This window comes from Nonomuraea sp. NPDC004354, from assembly GCF_053602555.1.
On the sequence record NZ_JBSGDV010000002.1, the window covers coordinates 476,466 to 496,456 of the forward strand.

21 protein-coding genes, 1 tRNA gene and 1 riboswitch are annotated in these 19,991 nt (G+C 71.5%); of the genes, 11 read left to right on the forward strand and 11 right to left on the reverse strand.

What is annotated here, in order from left to right; genetic code table 11:
• Positions 1–4 precede the first annotated feature (4 nt).
• On the reverse strand, positions 5–745 hold the full coding sequence (locus tag ACWENQ_RS07955) for a DUF3662 and FHA domain-containing protein (protein ID WP_354916992.1): 741 nt from the start codon (positions 743–745) through the stop codon (positions 5–7).
• Positions 746–907: 162 nt separating this feature from the next.
• Between ACWENQ_RS07955 and ACWENQ_RS07960 the strand changes: the two genes are divergently transcribed.
• Positions 908–990 (forward strand) — tRNA-Leu (locus tag ACWENQ_RS07960).
• Positions 991–1,287: 297 nt separating this feature from the next.
• Here the strand turns inward: ACWENQ_RS07960 and ACWENQ_RS07965 are convergent.
• Both ACWENQ_RS07965 and ACWENQ_RS07970 read right to left on the reverse strand, forming a co-directional pair.
• On the reverse strand, positions 1,288–2,307 hold the full coding sequence (locus ACWENQ_RS07965; RefSeq protein WP_452413220.1) for a hemolysin family protein: 1,020 nt from the start codon (positions 2,305–2,307) through the stop codon (positions 1,288–1,290).
• On the reverse strand, positions 2,304–3,635 hold the full coding sequence (locus tag ACWENQ_RS07970) for a hemolysin family protein (RefSeq protein ID WP_449930054.1): 1,332 nt from the start codon (positions 3,633–3,635) through the stop codon (positions 2,304–2,306). Before ACWENQ_RS07970 ends, ACWENQ_RS07965 begins: the two co-directional genes overlap by 4 nt.
• 242 nt (positions 3,636–3,877) lie before the next feature.
• On the opposite strand from ACWENQ_RS07970, the gene ACWENQ_RS07975 reads away from it, so the two are divergent.
• Positions 3,878–5,116: an LCP family protein gene (locus tag ACWENQ_RS07975; RefSeq protein WP_449930052.1), complete on the forward strand. Its 1,239-nt coding sequence runs from the start codon at positions 3,878–3,880 to the stop codon at positions 5,114–5,116.
• A gap of 173 nt (positions 5,117–5,289) precedes the next feature.
• On the opposite strand, the gene ACWENQ_RS07980 is transcribed toward ACWENQ_RS07975, so the two are convergent.
• Entirely contained in the window at positions 5,290–5,949 is a 660-nt protein-coding gene (locus ACWENQ_RS07980; protein ID WP_449930050.1) for a GOLPH3/VPS74 family protein, read from the reverse strand.
• 66 nt (positions 5,950–6,015) lie between these two features.
• Here ACWENQ_RS07980 and ACWENQ_RS07985 point away from each other — a divergent pair, with 66 nt between their 5' ends.
• From ACWENQ_RS07985 to ACWENQ_RS07995, 3 genes are all read left to right on the forward strand, one after another.
• Complete coding sequence (locus ACWENQ_RS07985) at positions 6,016–6,666, forward strand: DM13 domain-containing protein (RefSeq protein WP_452413221.1); 651 nt, start codon at positions 6,016–6,018, stop codon at positions 6,664–6,666.
• A gap of 10 nt (positions 6,667–6,676) precedes the next feature.
• Positions 6,677–7,282, forward strand: coding sequence for a TenA family protein (locus tag ACWENQ_RS07990; protein WP_449930046.1), 606 nt, complete (start codon positions 6,677–6,679; stop codon positions 7,280–7,282).
• A gap of 400 nt (positions 7,283–7,682) precedes the next feature.
• Positions 7,683–8,561: an Fpg/Nei family DNA glycosylase gene (locus ACWENQ_RS07995; protein ID WP_449930044.1), complete on the forward strand. Its 879-nt coding sequence runs from the start codon at positions 7,683–7,685 to the stop codon at positions 8,559–8,561.
• 171 nt (positions 8,562–8,732) lie between these two features.
• Here ACWENQ_RS07995 and ACWENQ_RS08000 read toward each other — a convergent pair whose 3' ends face one another.
• Positions 8,733–9,053 carry a rhodanese-like domain-containing protein gene (locus ACWENQ_RS08000; protein WP_452413222.1) on the reverse strand — a complete coding sequence of 107 codons (321 nt, stop codon included), beginning with the start codon at positions 9,051–9,053 and terminating at the stop codon, positions 8,733–8,735.
• A gap of 315 nt (positions 9,054–9,368) precedes the next feature.
• Positions 9,369–9,483: riboswitch (TPP riboswitch) on the forward strand.
• On the opposite strand from ACWENQ_RS08000, the gene ACWENQ_RS08005 reads away from it, so the two are divergent.
• Positions 9,474–10,829 (forward strand): purine-cytosine permease family protein, encoded by a 1,356-nt coding sequence (locus ACWENQ_RS08005; RefSeq protein ID WP_452413223.1) that lies wholly within the window; start codon positions 9,474–9,476, stop codon positions 10,827–10,829. Its footprint overlaps the riboswitch before it by 10 nt.
• Here ACWENQ_RS08005 and ACWENQ_RS08010 read toward each other — a convergent pair.
• Complete coding sequence (locus tag ACWENQ_RS08010; protein ID WP_354917021.1) at positions 10,826–11,368, reverse strand: methylated-DNA--[protein]-cysteine S-methyltransferase; 543 nt, start codon at positions 11,366–11,368, stop codon at positions 10,826–10,828. The genes ACWENQ_RS08005 and ACWENQ_RS08010 overlap by 4 nt on opposite strands.
• A 62-nt stretch (positions 11,369–11,430) precedes the next feature.
• On the opposite strand from ACWENQ_RS08010, the gene ACWENQ_RS08015 reads away from it, so the two are divergent.
• Entirely contained in the window at positions 11,431–13,269 is a 1,839-nt protein-coding gene (locus ACWENQ_RS08015; RefSeq protein ID WP_449930039.1) for a PAS domain S-box protein, read from the forward strand.
• Positions 13,270–13,410: 141 nt separating this feature from the next.
• On the forward strand, positions 13,411–13,839 hold the full coding sequence (locus ACWENQ_RS08020; RefSeq protein ID WP_354917027.1) for an ATP-binding protein: 429 nt from the start codon (positions 13,411–13,413) through the stop codon (positions 13,837–13,839).
• Here ACWENQ_RS08020 and ACWENQ_RS08025 read toward each other — a convergent pair.
• The 3 genes from ACWENQ_RS08025 to ACWENQ_RS08035 are packed head-to-tail and all read right to left on the reverse strand — an operon-like array spanning position 13,809 to position 14,846.
• Positions 13,809–14,423 carry a YidC/Oxa1 family membrane protein insertase gene (locus ACWENQ_RS08025; protein ID WP_354917031.1) on the reverse strand — a complete coding sequence of 205 codons (615 nt, stop codon included), beginning with the start codon at positions 14,421–14,423 and terminating at the stop codon, positions 13,809–13,811. The two genes, ACWENQ_RS08020 and ACWENQ_RS08025, sit on opposite strands and share 31 nt — an antisense overlap.
• A gap of 33 nt (positions 14,424–14,456) precedes the next feature.
• Positions 14,457–14,678 carry a DUF6412 domain-containing protein gene (locus ACWENQ_RS08030; RefSeq protein ID WP_354917034.1) on the reverse strand — a complete coding sequence of 74 codons (222 nt, stop codon included), beginning with the start codon at positions 14,676–14,678 and terminating at the stop codon, positions 14,457–14,459.
• Entirely contained in the window at positions 14,679–14,846 is a 168-nt protein-coding gene (locus ACWENQ_RS08035) for a hypothetical protein (protein WP_452413224.1), read from the reverse strand.
• A gap of 59 nt (positions 14,847–14,905) precedes the next feature.
• On the opposite strand from ACWENQ_RS08035, the gene ACWENQ_RS08040 reads away from it, so the two are divergent.
• Together ACWENQ_RS08040 and ACWENQ_RS08045 are read left to right on the forward strand one after the other, a co-directional pair.
• Positions 14,906–15,595: a response regulator transcription factor gene (locus tag ACWENQ_RS08040; RefSeq protein ID WP_354917040.1), complete on the forward strand. Its 690-nt coding sequence runs from the start codon at positions 14,906–14,908 to the stop codon at positions 15,593–15,595.
• Complete coding sequence (locus tag ACWENQ_RS08045; protein ID WP_354917043.1) at positions 15,592–16,656, forward strand: sensor histidine kinase; 1,065 nt, start codon at positions 15,592–15,594, stop codon at positions 16,654–16,656. The genes ACWENQ_RS08040 and ACWENQ_RS08045 overlap by 4 nt, the downstream gene beginning before the upstream one ends.
• Before the next feature lie 43 nt (positions 16,657–16,699).
• Here ACWENQ_RS08045 and ACWENQ_RS08050 read toward each other — a convergent pair whose 3' ends face one another.
• On the reverse strand, positions 16,700–17,227 hold the full coding sequence (locus ACWENQ_RS08050; protein WP_449930035.1) for a hypothetical protein: 528 nt from the start codon (positions 17,225–17,227) through the stop codon (positions 16,700–16,702).
• A 94-nt stretch (positions 17,228–17,321) separates the two neighbouring features.
• Between ACWENQ_RS08050 and ACWENQ_RS08055 the strand changes: the two genes are divergently transcribed.
• Positions 17,322–19,316, forward strand: a complete 1,995-nt coding sequence (locus ACWENQ_RS08055; RefSeq protein ID WP_452413225.1) for a histidine kinase — start codon at positions 17,322–17,324, stop codon at positions 19,314–19,316.
• Here the strand turns inward: ACWENQ_RS08055 and ACWENQ_RS08060 are convergent.
• Positions 19,294–19,902: a response regulator transcription factor gene (locus ACWENQ_RS08060; protein WP_354917050.1), complete on the reverse strand. Its 609-nt coding sequence runs from the start codon at positions 19,900–19,902 to the stop codon at positions 19,294–19,296. The two genes, ACWENQ_RS08055 and ACWENQ_RS08060, sit on opposite strands and share 23 nt — an antisense overlap.
• Positions 19,903–19,991: the final 89 nt, after the last annotated feature.

Sequence of the window (19,991 nt, forward strand, 5' to 3'; positions counted from 1 at the left end):
ACCTCTAATCGCGCCGGAACACCAGGGTCGTGCGCCCCAGGGTGACACGAGTGCCGTTCTGGAGCTCGATCCTGCGTACCGGCTGGCCGTTGACGAATGTGCCGTTCGTGGAGCCGAGGTCGACGAGCACGACCTGCGGACCCTCGACGCGTAGTTCCGCGTGGTGCCGGGAGACGCCTGGATCGACAAGACGAAGATCGCAGTCGGTGCCTCTCCCGAGCAAGGTCACCGGGGTGGTCAGCTCGTACGAGCGGTCGCCCTGCGGGTCGTCCTGCGTGGAGACCAGCAGTCGCGGCCGGCCGCCGAACGCCCCCGGCCGCGAGGCCGGAAGATCGCTCTTGGGCTGGCGGATCTCGTCCTGCTCGACCGTCGCTCCCCTGATGACGCCCGAGCGGATGCGGAACAGCCCGACCGCGAGGTCGGGGGCCGTCTCGAACCGGACCCGGACCGGTCCCACGAAGGAGTAGCCCTGTTCCTTGGCGTACTCCCTGGCGAGGTTGGCCAGCTCGTGGCTGATGCTGTCGGCGTAGACCTCGAGTCGCTCGGCGTCGGTCGTCGACAGCTCCACCACGAAGTCGTTGGGCACGAGCGTCCGGCCCTGAGCCACGATGGCGGCCCGCTCGTCCATCTCCCGCTGCACCGCGCTGGCGACCTCGACCGGCTGAAGGTCAGATTTGAACGCCCGCGCAAAGGCCCCCTCAACCAAGCCTTCGAGCCTTCGCTCGAAGCGCTGAAGGACTCCCACCGGGTACCTCCCCTCCTCCGTGCATATCGTCGCGGCCGCTGGGGTGCCGGTGGCTCCTGAGTCGCTCTCTTGCACCCAGCTCTTCTCTCCGCGTCTTGATGCGATCGTATCCGGGTTCGGTACCAGCGTCTGATCCGTGCTACTGTTTCTCCGCACCCACAAGGGCGGGTGGCGGAACGGCAGACGCGCACGGTTCAGGTCCGTGTGTCCGAAAGGACGTGAGGGTTCAAATCCCTCCTCGCCCACTCAGGTCCCCGATGTCATCGGTGGACCAACATTGACGAAACAGAGCCCCGGTTCGCAAGAGCCGGGGCTCGTTTTTTGGGTCACGGCCCGCGCCCGCTTGCGAAACGGTATCCGACCTCGCTTGCGAGCCACTTTCAACTCGCTTACACGACCATTTCGTGTTTTCGAATGTTTCGCTCAGAGCTGATTCGTCGGGGGGATCGGCGCGTCGCGATGCGGCCGGCGGACTTTGCCCTCTTGTGACACAACTGTGGCCTGGCTCCCCCGGCGCCCATGGGGCGCCGGGGGAATCCGGCTCACGCGGCTCTGGTGTCCAGCAGCTCGCCGAGCAGGTCGCTCAGGCTCACCATGCCGATGACCGACTGGTCGGCCGCGACGACCAGCCCCAGGTGCGCGCGCGCGTCCTGAAGGGCCGCCACGGCCTCGGGAACCTGGGTGACGCACGGCAGGCGCGGCAGCGGCCGCGCCAGCTCCCCGGCGGCGGTCTCCGGGCGCAGTACGGCGTCGCGCGCGTGCAGCACGCCCCTGACGTCGGACCGCGTGCCGACCAGCAGCCGCAGGTGGCCGCTCTTGCCCGCGACCCGCCTGACCTCGCCGGAGTCCGCGTCGGCAGGCACCATGACGACCTGGTCGATCGAGACCATGAGCCGCTCGATGCCCTCGGCCTCCAGCCGCAGCGCCCTGGTCAGCAGGTCGTGCTCGTCGCGGTCGAGCAGCCCCATCCGGCCGGACTCGCCGACCAGCATGGCGAGCTGGCGAGGCGTCCTGGTGGTGGCGAGCTCGTCACGGGCGTGCACGCCGAACACGCGCAGGATCAGGTTGGTGAAACCGTTCAGCGCCCACAGCAGCGGGCGCATCAGCCGCGTGAAGGCGCGGAAGGGCGCCGTCAGCAGCAGCGCGGCCCTCTCGGGGTGCGTGAGCGCCCACGACTTGGGCGCCGTCTCGCCGACGACCATGTGCAGGAACGTGACCAGGGCCAGCGCGATGGTCAGCGAGATCGGCACCCGCAGCCCCTCCGGCAGGCCGATCCAGGCGAAGACCGGCTCCAGATAGTGCTCGATCGCGGGCTCGGTCACCATGCCCAGGCCGAGCGTGCACAGCGTGATGCCGAGCTGCGCGCCCGCCAGCATGAGCGACAGCTGCTTGCCGGCCTCGACCGCCGACTTGGCGACGAACCTGGTCAGCTTGCCGCCGCCGGAGGCGATCTCCTCCAGGCGGTGCCTGCGCGCGGAGACGAAGGCGAACTCGGCGGCCACGAACAGCGCGTTGAAGACCAGCAGCGCCGCGCTGAGCAGGAGCAGGACGAGCGGGTTCACCGGCCCACCTCCGCGGGGTGCGGGACGGGGGCCAGCCGTACCCACTCGGGGACCCTGCGCTGCAGGGACAGCACCATGAGCTCGGCCTGCGACTCCTGGGCGTCGTCGCTGAACGGGTCGGCGTCGGCGACGAGCTCCACGGTCACCCTGTCGCCGGGCTCGGCCATCCGGCCCAGCCTGGCCAGCACCAGACCGGCCACGGTGTCGTAGTCGTCGCTCTCGGGCAGCGCGATCCCCGTGGCCCGCTCGACCTCGTCCAGCCGTAGCGTGCCGGGGACGTCCCAGACACCGCCGGGACGCTCGACCACGCCGACGGGCTCAGGGTCGTTCTCGTCGAGGAGCTCGCCGACCAGTTCCTCGGCCAGGTCTTCGACGGTCAGGACGCCGGCCAGGCCGCCGTACTCGTCGATGACGCAGGCGAGGTCGTCCTTGGCGGCGCGCATCTGCTGCAGCACGAGCGGCAGCGGCAGCGAGTCGGGCACGAGCAGCGCGGGCCGGGCGATCGCGCTGACGGGGCCGTCCTGCAGCCCCGAGGCCAGCAGCTCGCGCACGCCCGTCACGCCCACCACGTCGCCGTCGGGGCCGAGCACCGGGTAGCGCGAGTGGCCGCACTCCCTCATCGTCTCGATGAGGTCGGAGATGGTCCGGTCGCCGCGCAGCACGACCACGCGCGGCCTGGGGACCATCGCCTCCTCGGCCGTCCGGTCGCCGAACTCCAGCGCCCGCTCCAGCAGCTCCGACAGCCGCGGGGGCAGCTCACCGGCCTGGGTGGACTCGGCGATGATCCTGGACAGCTCCTCCGGGGTCGCGCCGTGCTCCACCTCCTCCACCGGCTCCACGCCGAGGCGGCGCAGCAGGCCGGTCGCCGCCGAGTCGAACAGCTTGATGAGCGGGCCCGCGACCGCCAGGTATGCCACGGTCGAGCGGGCGAGGAACTTGGCCACCGTCTCCGGCTTGGCGATGCCGAGGTTCTTCGGGACGAGCTCGCCCAGCACCATCTGGATCACGGTCGCCACGAAGACGCCGATGGCCACGGAGAAGGCCGCCGGCAGGTCGCCGAGCAGCGGCCGGACGAGCGTGGCGATGGCGGGTTCGGCGAGGAAACCGACGAGCAGGGCCGTGACGGTGATGCCCAGCTGCGCGCCGGAGAGCATGAACGACAGGCGCGAGGTGACCTGCAGCGCCCGCTCGGCGGCCGCGTCACCGCCGCTCGCCTGCTCGCGGAGCAGGCCCCTGTCGGCGGCGACGAAGGCGAATTCCTGGGCGACGAAGTAACCGGTCGCCGCGGTGAGAAGAAAGAGGGCGAGGATGCCGAGATAGGCGCTCATTTCGAGCTCGCAGAGGGTCCCGTGCGGATGCACGGGCTAGTACTCCATGGGTCCGGAGCGGACACGATCATCCTTTCGTTCGACGTCGTCCACCAACCGTAACGATCCAGGTCGCGTCAGATGTTTCCGGAGGGACTCCGGCTCTTGTCTGAGTACTTTTCCATGGGAAAACCTTGGCGAGCACTCTGCACTGGTGAGAGCCACGAAGTACCGTCGAACCATACCGAGGGGGAGAAAACGACGTGACCGAGGACGACCGCACCAGGGCCATGCGCTCGCCAGGCGACGGCCGCCCCCTGCCCAGGCGGCAGGAAGGTCAACCCCGTTCGGGCGGCGCGCCCGCGCACCGTGTCCCCGGCGCCGAGCCCACCAGGGTGAACGAGCCGCCGTCCCCGCCCCCGCCGCCCTCCTCGTCCCGCGTGTACGGCAAGGCGCGCTCGGGCACCAGCCCCGTCCGCCCCCTGGGCAAGCCGCCGAAGGAACCCAGGGAGCCGCGCGGCCCCCGCGGCCCGCTGCTGGGCGGCCGGATCAAGGGCCGGACGATCCTGATGATCCTCGCCGCCCTGATCGCCATCCTGCTGGTGCTCGGCGTGGTCGGGTTCTTCTGGATCAACGGGCGGATCCAGGGCATCGACGGCGTCCTCGACGACTACGACGGCCGTCCCGCCGACACCCCCGGCACCAACTGGCTGCTCGTCGGCTCCGACAGCCGCGAGGGCCTGTCGGCGGCCCAGCGCAGGAAGCTCGCCACCGGACGCGCGGTCGGCCGGCGCACCGACTCGATGATGCTGCTGCACATCCCCGAGGGCGGCGACCGGCCCACCCTGGTCAGCCTGCCCCGCGACTCCGCGGTCAGCATTCCCGGCCACGGGCGCAACAAGCTCAACGCGGCCTTCGCCATCGGCGGCCCCCAGCTGCTGACCCGTACGGTCGAGAACGTCACCGGCATCAGGATCGACAACTACATGGAGGTCGGCTTCGCCGGTTTCGTCGGCATCGTCGACGCGGTGGGCGGCGTCGAGATCTGCGTCAAGAACGCGATCAACGACCCCAAGGCCGGGCTCAAGCTCAAGAAGGGCTGCCAGGAGATGGACGGCGGCACCGCGCTCGGCTACGTCCGCACCAGGAAGGGCGGGGCGCTGCCCGACTTCGAGCGGACCAAGCGGCAGCGGCAGTTCCTCGGCGCGGTGGTGAAGAAGGCGGCCAGCCCCGCGGTGCTGATCAACCCGTTCACCTCGATCCCGCTGGCCATCGGCGCCACGGACGCGGTGCGGGTCGACGGCTCGACCGGAGCGTTCGACCTGCTGTCGCTCGGGCTCGCGATGGGCGGCGACCCGATCACGACGGTGGTGCCGTTCGGCGGCAACGAGAACGTCGCGGGCGGGGCCGCGGTCAAGTGGGACACCACGCGGGCCACCCAGCTGTTCGAGGCGCTGAAGGCGGACCAGCCGGTTCCCAAGGACGCGCTGGACAAGGGCTGACCCCGGGGCCGGTGCGCCCGCCGTCGTGACCACCCCGGTGGGGAGGGGCGGTACCCCTCCCCGAGCCGGGGCCTTTCCGGGCCGGTCGCGGGCCTTCGTAGGTCGGCCGGGGTCTTCCTGAGCCGGTCGCGGGCTTTCTGGGCCGGTTGGGATGGCGGGTGCCTTGCCCTGAGTCAGCCTGTGGAGCCGCCCGCTGCGGCGCCGATGGCGGCGCTGGTGGCGGCGATCATGATGGCCGCGTTGATGTCGGCGATGGTCTTGGCGACCGCCTCGCCGGCCCACTCGCCGTCGGTGATCTGCTTGATCCGTTCCTTGCTCGCCCCGGGGAAGGCCTTGCGGTCGAGCTTGCACGCGTGCATGACCGCGATCAGCACCGCCGTACGGGGCTCCGGGTCCGCGCCGGCCAGCGCGTTCGCCACCCGCTCGCGAACCTCGGCCTCCACCCCGCCGTCGGCCTCCGGCCAGCGCGTCGTGGGGAAGATGCCGAGCACCTTGCCCCGCTCCTGGGACAGCACGCCGGCGTCGGCGAGCTTGGTCAGCAGGCGGGTCTTCAGCTTGCTGGTGCCGATCTTGGAGACCCACCAGGCGGGCTTGCGCTCCTTGCCGTCCTCCGCGATACGGGTCAGCGCGGCGTCGAGGTCCGGGTCGCCGGTGCCGGTGGCGTCCTTGACGGCGACCGTCTTCTTCGACAGCTCGATCCGGTCCTGGACGGCCAGCTCGGCGAGGACGGCACCGCCCAGCGCGGCGCCCAGTTCCGCGGAGCCGATCAGCTGCCTGCCGTCCTCCTCGCTGTGGGCGAGCAACAGGACCTCTTCGGCGATGGTGACACTCATATCCTCAAATTACGCCGTAAGGGGTCCGTAAGCGTCGTCAGGCGTGGGGCGTGGTCAGGTGGACCCATGAAGAAGCTCCTCCGCCATCCGCTGACCTGGATCGCCGTGGCGGTGGTCCTCGGGGTCGCGATGTACCTGTTCCAGCCGTGGCGGCTCTTCACCACCGTCGAGGTGGACGAGCCGTTCCCGGAGGCGGCCGTCACGTCCTCGGCGCCGCCCTCGCAGGACCGGCCGTCCCCGGACCGGTCCTCCCCGGACCGGTCCTCCCCGGACCGGTCCTCCCCGGACCGGTCCTCCCCGGACCGGTCCTCCCCGGGCAGGCCGAGCCCTGGGGCGGGTGGTGTCCCGGCGGCGACGGCCGCGGCAACCACCATCCTCATGTCCGGAAATTTCGTGACCCATGAGCACAGGACGTCGGGTGTCGCGAAGGTGCTCAGGCTGCCCGACGGCAGCCGCGTACTGCGCATCGAGCGCCTGGCCACCTCCGACGGCCCCGACCTGCGCGTATGGCTGAGCGACCAGCCGGTCACCGACTCCTGGCACAACTTCGACGACGGCAGGTACGTGGAGCTCGGCCATCTCAAGGGGAACAAGGGCAACGCCAACTACGCCATCCCCGCCGACACCGACCTCGGCAGCCTGACCAGCGTGTCGATCTGGTGCAAGCGGTTCAGCGTGTCGTTCGGCGCCGCCGCTCTCACCACGGAAAACCGGTAACTTGCCGCATATGTCGATTTCTGCGGAACTGCACGCCATCGGCCGGCCCCTGCTCGACGCGCAACTCGCGCACCCCACCGTCGTGGGCATCGGCAGAGGAGACCTCGAGGAGAAGGTCTTCAGGTCGTGGCTCGAGCAGGACTGGCTGTTCCTGCACGACTACGTGCGCGTGTTCGCCCGGCTGGCGTGGCAGGCGCCCGCCGCCCACCTGGGCGACCTGGTCGACCTCGCGCACACCACGTACCACGACGAGCTCTCGCTGCACCGGTCGCTGTCGGCGTCGTTCGACGCGGACCTGGACGGCGCGCGGAAGGGCCCGGCCTGCGCCGCCTACACCGCCTTCCTGCTGGAGTCGGCGGCCGACTACGCCGAGGGCCTGGCCGCGCTGTACCCGTGCATGTGGGGATACTCCACCCTCGGCCGGATCCTCGCCGAGAACAAGCCGGAGGAGCCCCGCTACCGCGCCTGGGTCGACACCTACGCCGACCCCGGGTTCGCCGCGCTGACCGAGCGGATCGCCGGGATGATCGACGAGGCCGCGCCCGACCTCGGCAGGGCGAAGGAACTGTTCACCGAGGGCATGCGGCACGAGCTGGCCTTCTGGGACGTCCCCTGACCCCGGGCCCCGCCGTCCGGGATCGTGGGGGTCAGGAACCCGCCGCTTCCGTCGGGGAGCGGGGTCCTGGGGCATGGGATGGCCGCTTCCGGTCGAGGGCGCGGCGCGTGGGGCGGCCGCTTCCGCTCGGGGTCGCGGCGCGCGGGTCGGGCACTTCCGCTCGGGGCGCGGAGTGTGGGGCGGGCGCTTCCGCTCGGGGCACGGAGTGTGGGGCGGGCGCTTCCGCTCGGGGCGCGGCGCGAGTCGGCCGTTTCCGCTCGGGATGGTGGGCGTTGGATGGTCACTTCCGCTCGGGAGCGAGGGCGGCCGCCGAGGGGATGCGGCACGAGCTGACCTTTTCCCTGACGCGGCCCCGGCTCGTCCGAGGGCGCTCGCCGGGGGTGCGCTCTAGTCTGGAGGCATGCCGGAACTTCCCGAAGTGGAGTCGCTGGCCGGCTTCCTGCGCGAGCAGGCGGTCGGCCGCACGATCCTGGCCGTCGACGTGGTCGCCTTCCAGGCGCTCAAGACCTTCGACCCGCCCGTCACCGCGCTCGGCGGGCTGACGGTGACCGGCGTGGCGAGGCACGGCAAGTTCCTCGACCTCGACTGCGACGGCCTCCACCTGGTCACCCACCTGTCGAGGGCGGGGTGGCTGCGCTGGCGCGCCGACCTGTCGGGCGCCAAACCCGTGCGTCCGGGCAAGGGCCCGCTCGCGGTCCGGGTACGGCTGGCGCCCGACGACGACGGCCTGGCGCCCGGCTTCGAGCTCACCGAGGCAGGCACCCAGAAACGTCTGGCCGTCTACGTCGTCAAGGACCCGATGGAGGTGCCCGGCATCGCCTCGCTCGGGCCCGACCCGCTGGTCCCCGAGTTCACCGTCCAGGCGCTGAAGGAGATCGTGGGCGGCAACCGTACCCAGATCAAGGGCCTGCTGAGAGACCAGAAGATCATCGCGGGCATCGGCAACGCCTACTCCGACGAGGTGCTGCACGCGGCCCGGATGTCACCCTTCAAGATCGCGGCCACGCTGACCGACGCGCAGATCGCCGACCTGCACGAGGCGATCGTCACCACGCTGCGGGATGCGGTGGAGCGCGCCCACGGCCTGGCGGCCAAGGACCTGAAGGCGGAGAAGAAGTCGGGGCTGCGCGTCCACAACAGGACGGGGCAGCCGTGCGAGGTGTGCGGCGACACCATCCGCGAGGTGTCGTTCGCCGACTCCTCGCTGCAGTACTGCCCGACCTGTCAGACCGAGGGCAAGATCCTTGCCGACCGGCGGATGTCGAAGCTGCTCAAGTAGACGGCGTCAGGCGACGAACATCACACAGGCGACGTCTAGCGGCGGACGTCACCTGGCGGCGTCAGGCGACGGACGTCACACAGGGGCGTCCAGCGACGGACGTCACACAGGCGGTGTCGAGCGGCGGACGTCACCTGGCGGTGTCGAGCGACGGATGTCGCGTAGGTGACGTCAGGCGACGAACGGCGGCAGGCCGCTCTCGCTGACCAGGGGCTTGCCCGCCAGCTCCCACGACTGCATGCCGCCGCCGACGTTGACCGCGTCGCGGCCGATGTGGTTGAGCCACGCGGCGGCGTGCGCGGACCGACCGCCGACCCTGCACACCACGTAGACGGGGCCGGAGGGGAGTTCGTCGACGCGGGCCTGCAGCTCGCCGAGCGGAATGTGGGTGGCGTCGGGGGCGTGGCCCGCCGTCCACTCCTCGGGCTCGCGGACGTCGAGCAGGAAGGCTCCAGCGGGCACGTCGGTGACGTCGATTTCGGGAACGGTCATGTCCCCATTCTCGCGGACCCGCCCCACCACAACCTCCCGGAACTGCGAAGAAAGCGCGGGCCGATGTTTCTTCGGGGGGCCGGTGCGGGCGTGCGGTCGCGGTTGTAGGGGGCGCGGGTGGGGTCTTCCGGGATGGGCGGGGAGGTACGGGCCGGGGTTTCTCGGGACGTCGGTTCGGTGGTGTGGGCGGTGGTCGGGGTTTCTCCGGGAGGGCCGGTTCGGTGGTGTGGGCTTGCGGGAGGGACGGCGGGAGGGGTGGGGAGGCGGGGAGGGGGTGGTTGCCAAAAAGGAACGAGATGTAATAATTCGCCTCAAACCAGTAACCGCGGGAGCTCGGGCATGGCCGGGCTGAGAGGGCGACCCCCAGGCGTCGCCGACCGCATGAACCTGTCCGGGTAATGCCGGCGTAGGGAGCGTGCGATGACGCATGTCGTCGATCCGAAGCATGCCGAAGTACCGCTGACCCTCGACCAGGCCCCGCCCAGAACCCTCGGCGTCCTCGACCAGGGCGCCTTCTGGGCCAACCTCGGGGTCAGCCTCCTGGGTTTCTCCTTCGCCCTCTTCCTCATCAACCCTCTCCTCGACGACAACCCGCTGACGATGACCGCCGCGGTCACCGCCACCGTCGTGGGAAGTCTCATCGGCACCGCCATGGTGGGCCTCGCGGCCATCCCCGGCGCCCAGACGGGACAGCCGGCGATGGTGCTGCTCAGAGGCCTGTTCGGGGCGAGGCTGTCCTACGTCCCCACGGTGCTCAACATCATCCAGATGCTCGGGTGGGGTGCCTTCGAGCTGTGGGTCATCGCCATGGGCGCCCAGGCGATCGTCGGCGACGCCGTGCCGTACGCGGTCTGGGTGATCGTGGCGGGCGTGATCACCACCGGGCTGACGATCTACCCGCTCGGTGCGATCAGGCTCATCAGGCGGGTCGTCACGATCGGCGTGATCGTCTCGACCGTCTGGTTCGCGGTCGCGCTCCTGCAGCGGGCTCCAGCGCCGGCCGGCGGCTCGTGGGACGCCTTCGCCCCCGCCGTCGACTTCGTGATCGCGCTGTCGGTCTCGTGGGTACCGCTGGCCGCCGACTTCGCCCGGCACTCGCGCAGCAGCTCGGCCGCCTTCACCGGCGTGGTGGGCGGTTACACGATCGCCCAGGTGGCGTGCCTGGCCATCGGCGTCTACGCGGTCGCGATCGCCGGCCACGACGCCGTGCTGAACGACCCGACGGCGGTCTTCGGCCCGTTCGTCGCCGCGCCGCTGGGCGCGCTGTTCTTCGGCATCCTGGTGCTGCGCGAGACCGACCAGTCGTTCGCGAACGTCTACTCCACGGCCATGTCGCTGCAGAACCTCATGCCGCGCGTCGACCGGCGGGTCTTCTCGGTGGCCCTCGGCGTCGTGACGATCGGCGTGGCGCTCCTCGTCGACGTCAACTCCTACAGCGCCTTCCTCAGCATCATCGGCGCCGTCTTCGTGCCGATGCTGGGCGTGCTCGTCGTCGACTACTTCCTGCTCGGCAGCGGCAGGACCTGGAACACCAGCGAGCGCGCCCCCTCCCGCTGGATCATGACGGTCCCGTGGGCGCTCGGGTTCTGCGCGTGGTGGCTGCTGGCCGCCCCGTCCACGATCCCGTGGTGGGCCGCGATCTGGGACGGCGCCCGCGCGGCGCTCGGCTTCACCCGCCAGCCGTGGATGAGCGCGGCGCTGGGCGCCTTCCTGATCGCCGGCCTGGTCACGCTGCTGGTCGGCCGGCTCGGCGGCGCGGTACGGCGGCGCCGCTAGCCTTCGACGCGCAGCAGGCGTTCGAGCGCGGTGGGCCCGCCGGGGTAGCTCTCGCGATCGGCGACCCGGTGGCAGGGCACGATCACGCACACCGGGTTGCCGTTGAGCGCGTTGCTCACCGCGCGCAGCGCCTGCGGCCGTCCGATGCGGGCCGCCAGGTCGCCGGTGGTCGTGGCGGTGCCGTACGGCACCGCCATGGTCATCTGCAGCAGCGTGCGCGCGAACGGCGTGGCCAGCTGCAGGTCGACGGAGACGGTGAAGGCGCGCAGGCGCCTGGAGAAGTAGGCGTCGAGCTCGCGCCGCACCGGGTCGAGGCGGCGCGGGTCGGGCCCGACGAGCCCGCCGACGGCCCGCGAGATCCGCTCGAAGACGGCGTGCTCGTCGTCGAAGCTGCAGGCGACCACGCCCTTGCCGGTCACCGCGAGCACCAGCCTGCCCACGGCGCCGTCGTAGGTGCCGATGGCGACCTCCGGCGGTCGCTCGGGCCGGTAGGTGGGTGAGGTGACCCTCAACAGGGCATCGAGGTCGCCAGCCGACATAGCCCGCAGCGTATCGGACGGATCAGGCCACGGAGCGAGGCCGCCACCGGCACTATGGAAAGGTGGGTGACGAGGAGATCACCGCGGCCGTACTCTCCAGCGCCCCCAACGCGGTCGTCGTGCTCGACAGAGACCAGGCCGTGCTGGCCTGGAACCCTGCGGCGGAGCGGTTGTTCGGGTGGAGTTTCGAGGAGCTGGTCGGGCGGCGCGCGCCGATCGTTCCCGGCGAGCTGACCGCCGAGCACAACGCGGTGCTGGAGCGGGTTCGCACGGGCGGCCAGGTCTCGTTGCGCACCAGGCGCTTCCGCAAGGACGGCACGCTGCTCGACGTGCGGGTCGACACGAGCGCGCTCCTGCAGGGCAACGCGGTGATCGGCTACGTGCACGTCCACCACCCGACCGGCGACGACGTCGCCGCGCACGACCGGTCGGCGCGCAGGGCCATGCTGGTGCGCCGGCTCACCGACGTGGTCGGCGACATCAACGCCGAGCTGGAGCTGCCGGCCGTGCTGGACCGGATCGCGGCCAGCCTCACCGAGCTGACGGGAGCCGACGCGGGCGGGTTCGTGCTGATCGAGAAGGAGCGGCTGCGGCTGGTCAGCGCCTACCAGCTGCCCGAGACGCTCAGGGACGCCACCGCGGACCTGCGCAGCAGCCTGGTGGGCAAGCTGCTGCGCACCGGCAGGACCGTGATGCTGGAGTCGCAGGGGCTCGACGACCTGGTGTGGGCGGAATTACCCGGCCTGCACACGATCGCGCTCGGCCTGGCCGCCGTGGGCGGGCGCCCGTACGGGGCGCTCTACGCGTTGTTCGCCGAGCGAAAACCGGGGCCGCTCGAGCTGGAGCTGCTCGAGTTGCTGGCGGGACACGCGGGCATCGCCGTCGGCAACGCGGAGGCCTACCAGGAGGTGCTGCGGCAGCGGGCGCACGAGCGCGCGGTCTTCGACGCCAGCGCCGACGGCATCGCGGTGCTGGACGGGCAGGGGCGGGTCCTGCGGTGGAACCCCGCGGCCGGCGAGCTCACCGGCGTGGCCGCCGACGAGGCGATCGGCAGGCCGCCGCCGTTCCCGCTGCCCGAGCCGGGCCGGAAGCTGACCTTCCAGCTCGAGTCGGGCCGCTGGCTCGACGTGGTCAGCGCGAAGATCGAGGAGACGGGCGAGATGGTGATCGACTTCCGCGACATCACCGCCGCCAAGGAACTGGAGGAGGCCAAGGACCTGTTCCTGGCCACCACCAGCCACGAGCTGCGCACCCCGATCACGATCGTGCGGGGCTTCGCCAGCACGCTCGACTCCCGGTGGGACAAGCTGACCGACCCCGAACGGCGCTCCGCCGTCCACACCATCGCCGAGCGGGCCAGGTCGCTCGGCCAGCTGATGGACCACCTGCTGCTGGGCGCCCGCGCGGGAGCGGAGGAGCTCAAGGTCCGTATCGAGACCTTCAGCGTCGCCGAGCGCATCCGCGCGGCCACGCTCGGGCTGCCGGTGCTGTCCGACGCGCACAGGGTGGAGGTGGTCGTCCCCGAGGGGCTGCCCGACGTCAGGGGCGACGCCCTGGCCACCGACATCGTGCTCGGCCAGCTCCTGGAGAACGCCTTCAAGTACTCACCCGACGGCGGGCTGATCCGCGTCGCGGCGTGGGCGGAGGACGGGCGGGTGGTCGTGGTCGTCGACGACGAGGGCGTCGGCATCGCCCCCGCCGACCGTGACCGAATCTTTGAGAGGTTCGTGCAGGCCGACAGCGGTGACCGGCGCAGATTCGGCGGCGTGGGGCTCGGCCTGTACATCGTGCGAAGCCTGGCCAGGGCGCAAGGGGGCGAGGTCACGGCCCATCCGCGACCCGTCGGAGGCACCCGGATGAGGCTCGTTCTCACTATCGCGCCCGACACACCGAGGCGGTAACGAGCCGGTCACGGATGCCCTGATCTATCGTCCAATGTGTACAAGCCGTGATCGAGACGCGGTTTCTGGGACCGGGTAACGGGGCATTTCGGTCGTACCGGGGGGGTTTCCCTGGGGGGAACTGGGAGCGGGGAGGTGGGTGTGTCGAGCGTCGTGATGTTGCCGTACGCACTGTCCAGCGTCGCCGTCGCACGCCAGCGCCTCTGCACTGACCTGCAAGAGTGGGGGGTCTACGCCGCCGCGATCGATGACGCGGTCCTGGTGGTGAGCGAGCTGCTGAGCAACGCGCTACGGCACGCGCGACCGCTGACCTCCGGCATGGTCAGGGTGGCGTGGCTGTGGAGTGACGATCATGTCGAGGTGGCGGTGAGTGACGGAGGTGCCGCGACCGAGCCGCGCGCGGGCCGTCCGACGCTGTCGTCGCTCGGCGGGCGCGGGCTCGGAATCGTGGAGTACGTCGCGGAGAGCTGGGGGGTGCGACACGAGGGGGAGACGACCACGGTATGGGCCGTGCTCCCTGCCCCGAACGTCGCCAACGGTCAGGTCGCCGCGTTGAAGGAAGCCGGGTAGAGCAGCCGGCGCTCGGCCGCCGTCCAGGCCGTCGAGACCAGCAGGTAGATCCCGGTGGCCAGGGGCAGGAAGGCCGCGGCGAGCACGGTGCCGAACGGCAGCAGCTTCAGGATCCTGAACTGGCCGGCCTCCATGCGGCGGGAGGTGTACCACGCGATCAGCGCGATCAGTGCGATGATCGCCACGAAGGCCAGCGCGGGCGCGCTGACCAGGCCGTACTGCGCGACCACCGTCGCGAGGTGCTGCCCGAGCAGGTCGGTGCCGACCAGCGGGTGGGTGGCGACCTGGTACATCAGCCACAGGAACGGCAGCTGCGCGAAGGCCGGCCCGATGCCGGCGAACGCCGACGTGCCTTCCTTGGCGTACAGGGCGTTGACCTCCTTGCTGAGCCGCTCGGGGTCGCGGCCGTACCGCTCCTGCAGCTTCTTCAGCTCGGGGGCGAGTCTCTGCCGCACCTTGGCGGCCCTGGCCTGGCGCACGCTGAGCGGCAGCAGCAGCAGCCGTACGGCCAGCGTGAACAGCACGATCACCAGCGCGGTGTTACCGCCGAACCCGGTGATGAACATGACGAAAGAATCGATCACCACAACTCCTCGGAGAAAGAAAAGGTTCTTCGTTCACGAGAAGTGCGGTGACGGAGCTCTCGGCCGCGGTCTGCCCGCCGCGTCAGGGTCGCGCTGGCGAAGGAACGCCGTCCTCCTGGCGTAGGTCAGCGGGAAGCTCGGCGTGCCGCCCCGCTGGGCCAGGAGCACGCCGACGGCCCAGGCCGCCAGCAGGAGGAGGAGCAGGCCGGCGATCAGCATGAGACCGGCCGGGTCCGCCAGCGCGAGGCTGAACACCTAGCGGGCCGTCCTGCCCACCAGGGCGACGGCGACGAAGACCACGAGCGCGATCACGCCGATGATCAGCGCGAGCTTCACCAGGCCCACGAGCATGGGCAGGATGAAGGCGACGAGCACCCACAGCGCCAGCGCGACGCCGATGACGAGCATGACCAATCGACCCATACGCATACCGTACGCCCGGGACCATGCTTTCGCGCGGGAATTAGCCGTACCGTGACGGTGTGAGCACTCGCATCCTCGTGGTCGACGACGACCCGACCGTCGCCGAGGTCGTGGCCCGCTATCTCGAGCGTGACGGCCACCGGGTCGAGTGCGTCGGCGACGGCGCGGAGGCCCTGCGGCGCGCGCTCGCCGAACCGCCCGACCTCATGGTGCTCGACCTGATGCTGCCCAAGGTCGACGGCCTGCACGTGTGCAGGAAGCTGCGGGAGCGCTGGCCGGTTCCGGTGATCATGCTGACCGCGCTCGGCGAGGAGATCGACCGCGTGGTGGGCCTGGAGACCGGCGCCGACGACTACGTGACCAAGCCGTTCAGCCCGCGCGAGCTGGCGCTGCGGGTGCGGTCGGTGCTGCGCAGGGCCCAGGGCGCCGCCGTCACCGGCGGTACGGGGGTGCTGCGCGACGGCGACCTGGTCGTGGACGTGGGCGCGCACGAGGTACGGCTCGGCGGCGAGCCGGTCATGCTGACCTCGCGGGAGTTCGAGCTGCTGGCCTACCTGATGCGCAACCCGCGCCAGGCCTTCAGCAGGGCCGCGCTGCTCGACCAGGTGTGGGGGTGGTCGTTCGGCGACTCGTCGACGGTGACCGTCCATGTGCGGCGGCTGCGGGAGAAGGTCGAGCCCGACCCGACCGCTCCGCGAAGGATCGTCACCGTGTGGGGCGTCGGCTACAGATACGAGCCATTGTCATGACTTTTCTGGAAATAGTGGCTGTGACGGCCGGGCTCGGGATGGTCGTGGCGGGTGCCGGTCTCGCCCTGATGCGGTGCCTGCGCACCCGGTCCATCGGCGTCATGCTGGCCGTCGTCGCGGTGGTCGCGGTCGTGGCCACGCTCGCCGGCGTCACCGCCATCACGCTCAAGATGATCATCGACGGCTCGGCCAGGGACTTGGTGCTGTCCGTGGTGGCCGTCGGCGGCCTCGTCGGACTCGGCGTGGCCTTCGCCCTTGCACGGCAGGTGGTGGGGGCGAGCCGGCGCCTCGCCGCCGCGGTGCGGGAGCCGTCCTTCGTCGTGCCCGCGGGGCTGCCGGCCGAGCTGCGGGACATCGCCCAGGCCCTGGAGGAGTCCTACGCCAGGGAGCGCGCCCTGGAAGGGGCGCGCAGGGAACTGGTGGCGTGGGTCAGCCACGACCTCCGCACGCCGCTGGCGGGCATGCGAGCCATGGCCGAGGCGCTGGAGGACGGCGTCGGCGACCCCCACCGGTACCCGACCCAGATCAGGGTGGAGGTCGAACGGCTCTCCTCGATGGTCGACGACCTGTTCGAGCTGTCGCGCATCCACGCGGGCGCGCTCCGGCTGCACCGGACCAGGATCGGGCTCGGCGACCTGGTGGCGGACACGGTCGCCGGGGTCGAGGCACTCGCCGTGCGCAAGGGCGTGAAGGTGCGGACGGAGTGCGGGATCGTGCCCGTGAGCGCCGACGCGGCGGCGCTGGGAAGGGCGCTGCGCAACCTCGTCGAGAACGCGATCAGGCACACGCCCGCCGGTGGCGAGGTGGTGGTCGGCGCCGCGGTGGAGGAAGGGGCGGCGACGCTCACCGTCGCCGACGCGTGCGGAGGGATCCCCGAGGAGGATCTGGAGCGGGTGTTCGAGGTGGCGTTCATGGGCGAGAAGGCGCGCACCCCGACGCGGGAGGGCGGCGCGGGTCTCGGCCTGGCGATCACCCAGGGCATCGTGGCCGCGCACGACGGCCACGTGACCGTGGCGAACGAGGGGCCGGGCTGCCGCTTCGACATCCGGCTGCCGCTGTAGACCGTGCGCCGGGCTCGGGAACGCCCCCGTGCGGTTCCCGAGGTCAGCTCGCGGCGGCAAGGTCGCGGAGGGTGTGCAGCTGGCGGCGCATCATCGCCAGGTCACCCCAGGCCAGCAGGGGTCGCAGGACGGCGTGGCGCCCCAGTCCCGCGTTCGGCACGGCCAGCTTGACGACCAGCCGCGACTGCCCCGGCCGGTGTTCCCGCACCGTGTAGCTGACGGCGAGCCTGCCGTACACGGCCGCCGCCCGCGCGTCGGTCATCCGCAGGGTCAGGTGCCGGTCGGGCGCGAAGTCGACCAGCTCGAAGATCGACATGACACGCTGGCCCCGTTCCAGACGCTCGACCCCGGGAGTGAGCTTCCGGGGGCTGCGCCGTCCCGCGTTGTCCAGGATGTCGTAGCTGTAGGGCGCCACCTTCAACTGGCACAGCCAGCGGAACACCGTCGCCGCGGCGGCCTGGACGCTGACCGCGCGGAACCAGCCCTCGAACGGCTCCTCGACGAACCTGTCGCACGCGTAGGGCTCGGCCATCTCGCCGGCGCTGGCCCCCCACACCCTCGGAACTCTCATGTTTTAGAGACTAGCCTCTAAAAAGGCCGCCGGTGTGGGTTTCGGGGTGTTCGTCGAGAATGTTGCCTTTCGCCGGAGTTTCGGAAGGGGTGTCATGGCGCGGGTCACGGCTGTCGCGGTCTTCGCCGCCTTCGCCGCGGTCTACGTGGCGGCGACGCCGTACGGCGTGCTGGCCGCGTTACCCGCCTTCCTGCTGCAGCTGCCGCGCCGCCGTACCTGGTGGCTGGTGGGGGCGCAGGCGGTGGCGTGCTTCGCGGGTGTGCTCGCGCTGGGCCTGTCGGTGGGGCTGCTCGGGTTCCTGGGCGGCTCCCTGCTGCTGACCCGGCTACGGCTGCTGGCCCCGCTGGTCGTCGTGATCGCCGCCTGGGTCGGCACGCTGGACGCGACCATCAGCGCGGCGCTCATCTCGCTGGTGATCTTCGGGCTGACCCGCCTGACCGAGCGGGTCGGCGAGATGCAGGCCGCCCGGCTCGCGCTGGCCGCCGCGGCGGTGGCCGAGGAGCGGCTGCGGATCGCCGCCGAGCTGAACACCGGGCTCGGCGCAGGGCTGGCCGCGATCGCCGACGGCTGCCGCCGGGCGCTGGCGGCCCCGCAGAACGCGGGCGAACTGCTCGGCGAGGTGGTCACGACCGCCCGCACGGCCCTGGCGGACGCGCGCTCGGCGGCGGCCGGCTACCGCGCCACCTCGCTGACGCCCGAGCTCACCACGGCCAAGGCGATGCTCTCGACCGCCGGCATCCGGTTCGAGGTGCGCGCCGCCCACCCGGAACCGCTGGGCCCCGCGGGGGCGCTGCTGGCCGCGGTCCTGCGCGAGGCGGTGACCGAGGTGATCGAGACCGGGTCGGAGTGCCTGATCGAGACGATGGCCGACGGCCAGACGGTACGCCTGCGCGTGACGGGCGACGGGGCCCGCACCGCCGACGACCGTTTCCTGGGCGAGCTGCCGTCCGGCTTCGCCGACGCGGGCGGCTCGCTCACCACCGGCCTGACGCCCCAGGGCCGGCTGGTCGTGGAGGCCGCGCTCCCGCTGCCCGCCGTCCGGCCGGACACCACCGCCGGACGGCACGCCCACCGGTTCGCGGTCGCGCTGCTGGCCACCGTACTGACCGGGTTCAGCGTCAAGGCCCTGCTGCAGCTCCCGGTGGCCCAGCTGCCCGCGGCCGCCGTCCTCCTCGGCGTGATCGGGTACCTCCAGGTGCGCTCCACCCGCGGCCGCCACATGGTGGCGCTGGCCGTCATGGCCGTGCTCGCCTTCGCGCCGATCGCGTTCTTCGACATGGTCTGGCTGGGCGTCGCGGGGTTCCTCGCCGGGCCGCTGCTGCTGGCCTTCCGCTGGTCGCTCGCCTGGCCCCTGGTCGCCCTCGTCATCGGGGCCGTCGCGGCCATCGGCGTACGGCTCGGCCTGCCGGTGCCGGTGACGGTCAACTACACGGTCAGCACGCTGGTCACCGGACTGGTCGTGTACGGCCTGCTCCGCCTGGCCCAGGTGGTCAGGGAGCTGGAGGAGGCCAAGGCGGACCTGGCCCGCTCCGCGGTGGTGGAGGAGCGCCTGCGCGCCGCCCGCGACCTGCACGACCTGCTCGGCCACAGCCTGGCCGCCATCCTGCTCACCTGCGAGCTGGCCCGGCGCCTGGCCGACCCCGCCGCGCAGCTGCGGCAGATCCTGGAGATGACGGAACAGGCCGAGGCGGACCTGCGGGCGGTCTCCGGCGAGCACCGCGTCCTCTCCCTCGCCCAGGAGGCGGGCTCGGCCCGGTCGGTGCTCAAGGCGGCAGGCATCGAGGTGCACGTGGAGCTGGGGCACGACGAGCTGACCGCGGAGGCCGACACCGCGCTGAGCGCCGTCCTGCGGGAGGCGGTGACCAACGTCCTGCGGCACAGCGCGGCCCGCCAGGTCGAGATCGTGACCTCGGCGTCAGGCGACGAGGTGCTGCTCAGCGTGCGCAACGACGGGGCGCAGCGCTCCAGGACGCGGCGCGGGTCGTCGGGCATCGGCAACCTGACCACCCGGCTGGCCGTGCTCTCCGGCGCCCTGACCACCTCGGTAGAGGACGGCTGGTTCGAGCTCAGATCCAGCCTGCCTCGCTAGCGACGCGCACCGCGTCGGTCCGGTTGCGGGCGTTCAGCTTGGCGACGATCGTGGTGAGGTAGTTGCGCACCGTTCCCGCGCTCAGGAACAGCCGGGAGGCGATCTCCGTGGCCTGGGCGCCCCCGGCGAGCAGCCTGAGCACCTCCACCTCTCGCTCGGTGAGCGGGTTGTCGGCCAGGTCCCAGGCGGTCACGGCGAGCGAGGGGTCGAGCACCCGCTCCCCTGAGGCCACCTTGCGGATGGCCGCCACCAGTTCCTCGGGCGGCGCGGTCTTCAGCAGGAACCCGTCCACCTGCGCGGCCAGCGCCCGGCGCAGGTGGCCGGGCTTGCCGTACGCGGTCAGCATCAGGGCGCGGCACCCGGGCAGTTCGGCGCGCAGCTTCGCGGCGGCGGCCAGGCCGTCCAGGGTGCCGGGCATGTCGATGTCGAGGACCGCCACGTCGGGCCGGTGGACCCGGGCGGAGTCCAGGGCGGCGTCGCCGGACGCGACGGCGTCGACGATCTCCAGGTCGTCCTCCAGCGCGAGGAGGGTCGCCAGCGCGCTGCGGATGACGTGCTGATCTTCCGCGAGAAGCACTCGAATCACGAGAAATGTCTACCAGTGTCCGGATCATGATGTCGTCATGTCGAGGTCGTGACGGCGTCTCTGGTTGGCGAAGGCGCAGCTCAGCAGAG

Coding starts and splice junctions, on each gene's coding strand:
- ACWENQ_RS07970 (WP_449930054.1), bottom strand. CDS start 3,635: ATGAGCGCCTATCTCGGCATCCTCGCCCTCTTTCTTCTCACCGCGGCG.
- ACWENQ_RS07980 (WP_449930050.1), bottom strand. CDS start 5,949: ATGAGTGTCACCATCGCCGAAGAGGTCCTGTTGCTCGCCCACAGCGAG.
- ACWENQ_RS07985 (WP_452413221.1), top strand. CDS start 6,016: ATGAAGAAGCTCCTCCGCCATCCGCTGACCTGGATCGCCGTGGCGGTG.
- ACWENQ_RS07990 (WP_449930046.1), top strand. CDS start 6,677: ATGTCGATTTCTGCGGAACTGCACGCCATCGGCCGGCCCCTGCTCGAC.
- ACWENQ_RS07995 (WP_449930044.1), top strand. CDS start 7,683: ATGCCGGAACTTCCCGAAGTGGAGTCGCTGGCCGGCTTCCTGCGCGAG.
- ACWENQ_RS08000 (WP_452413222.1), bottom strand. CDS start 9,053: ATGACCGTTCCCGAAATCGACGTCACCGACGTGCCCGCTGGAGCCTTC.
- ACWENQ_RS08005 (WP_452413223.1), top strand. CDS start 9,474: ATGACGCATGTCGTCGATCCGAAGCATGCCGAAGTACCGCTGACCCTC.
- ACWENQ_RS08010 (WP_354917021.1), bottom strand. CDS start 11,368: ATGTCGGCTGGCGACCTCGATGCCCTGTTGAGGGTCACCTCACCCACC.
- ACWENQ_RS08035 (WP_452413224.1), bottom strand. CDS start 14,846: ATGGGTCGATTGGTCATGCTCGTCATCGGCGTCGCGCTGGCGCTGTGG.
- ACWENQ_RS08045 (WP_354917043.1), top strand. CDS start 15,592: ATGACTTTTCTGGAAATAGTGGCTGTGACGGCCGGGCTCGGGATGGTC.
- ACWENQ_RS08050 (WP_449930035.1), bottom strand. CDS start 17,227: ATGAGAGTTCCGAGGGTGTGGGGGGCCAGCGCCGGCGAGATGGCCGAG.
- ACWENQ_RS08055 (WP_452413225.1), top strand. CDS start 17,322: ATGGCGCGGGTCACGGCTGTCGCGGTCTTCGCCGCCTTCGCCGCGGTC.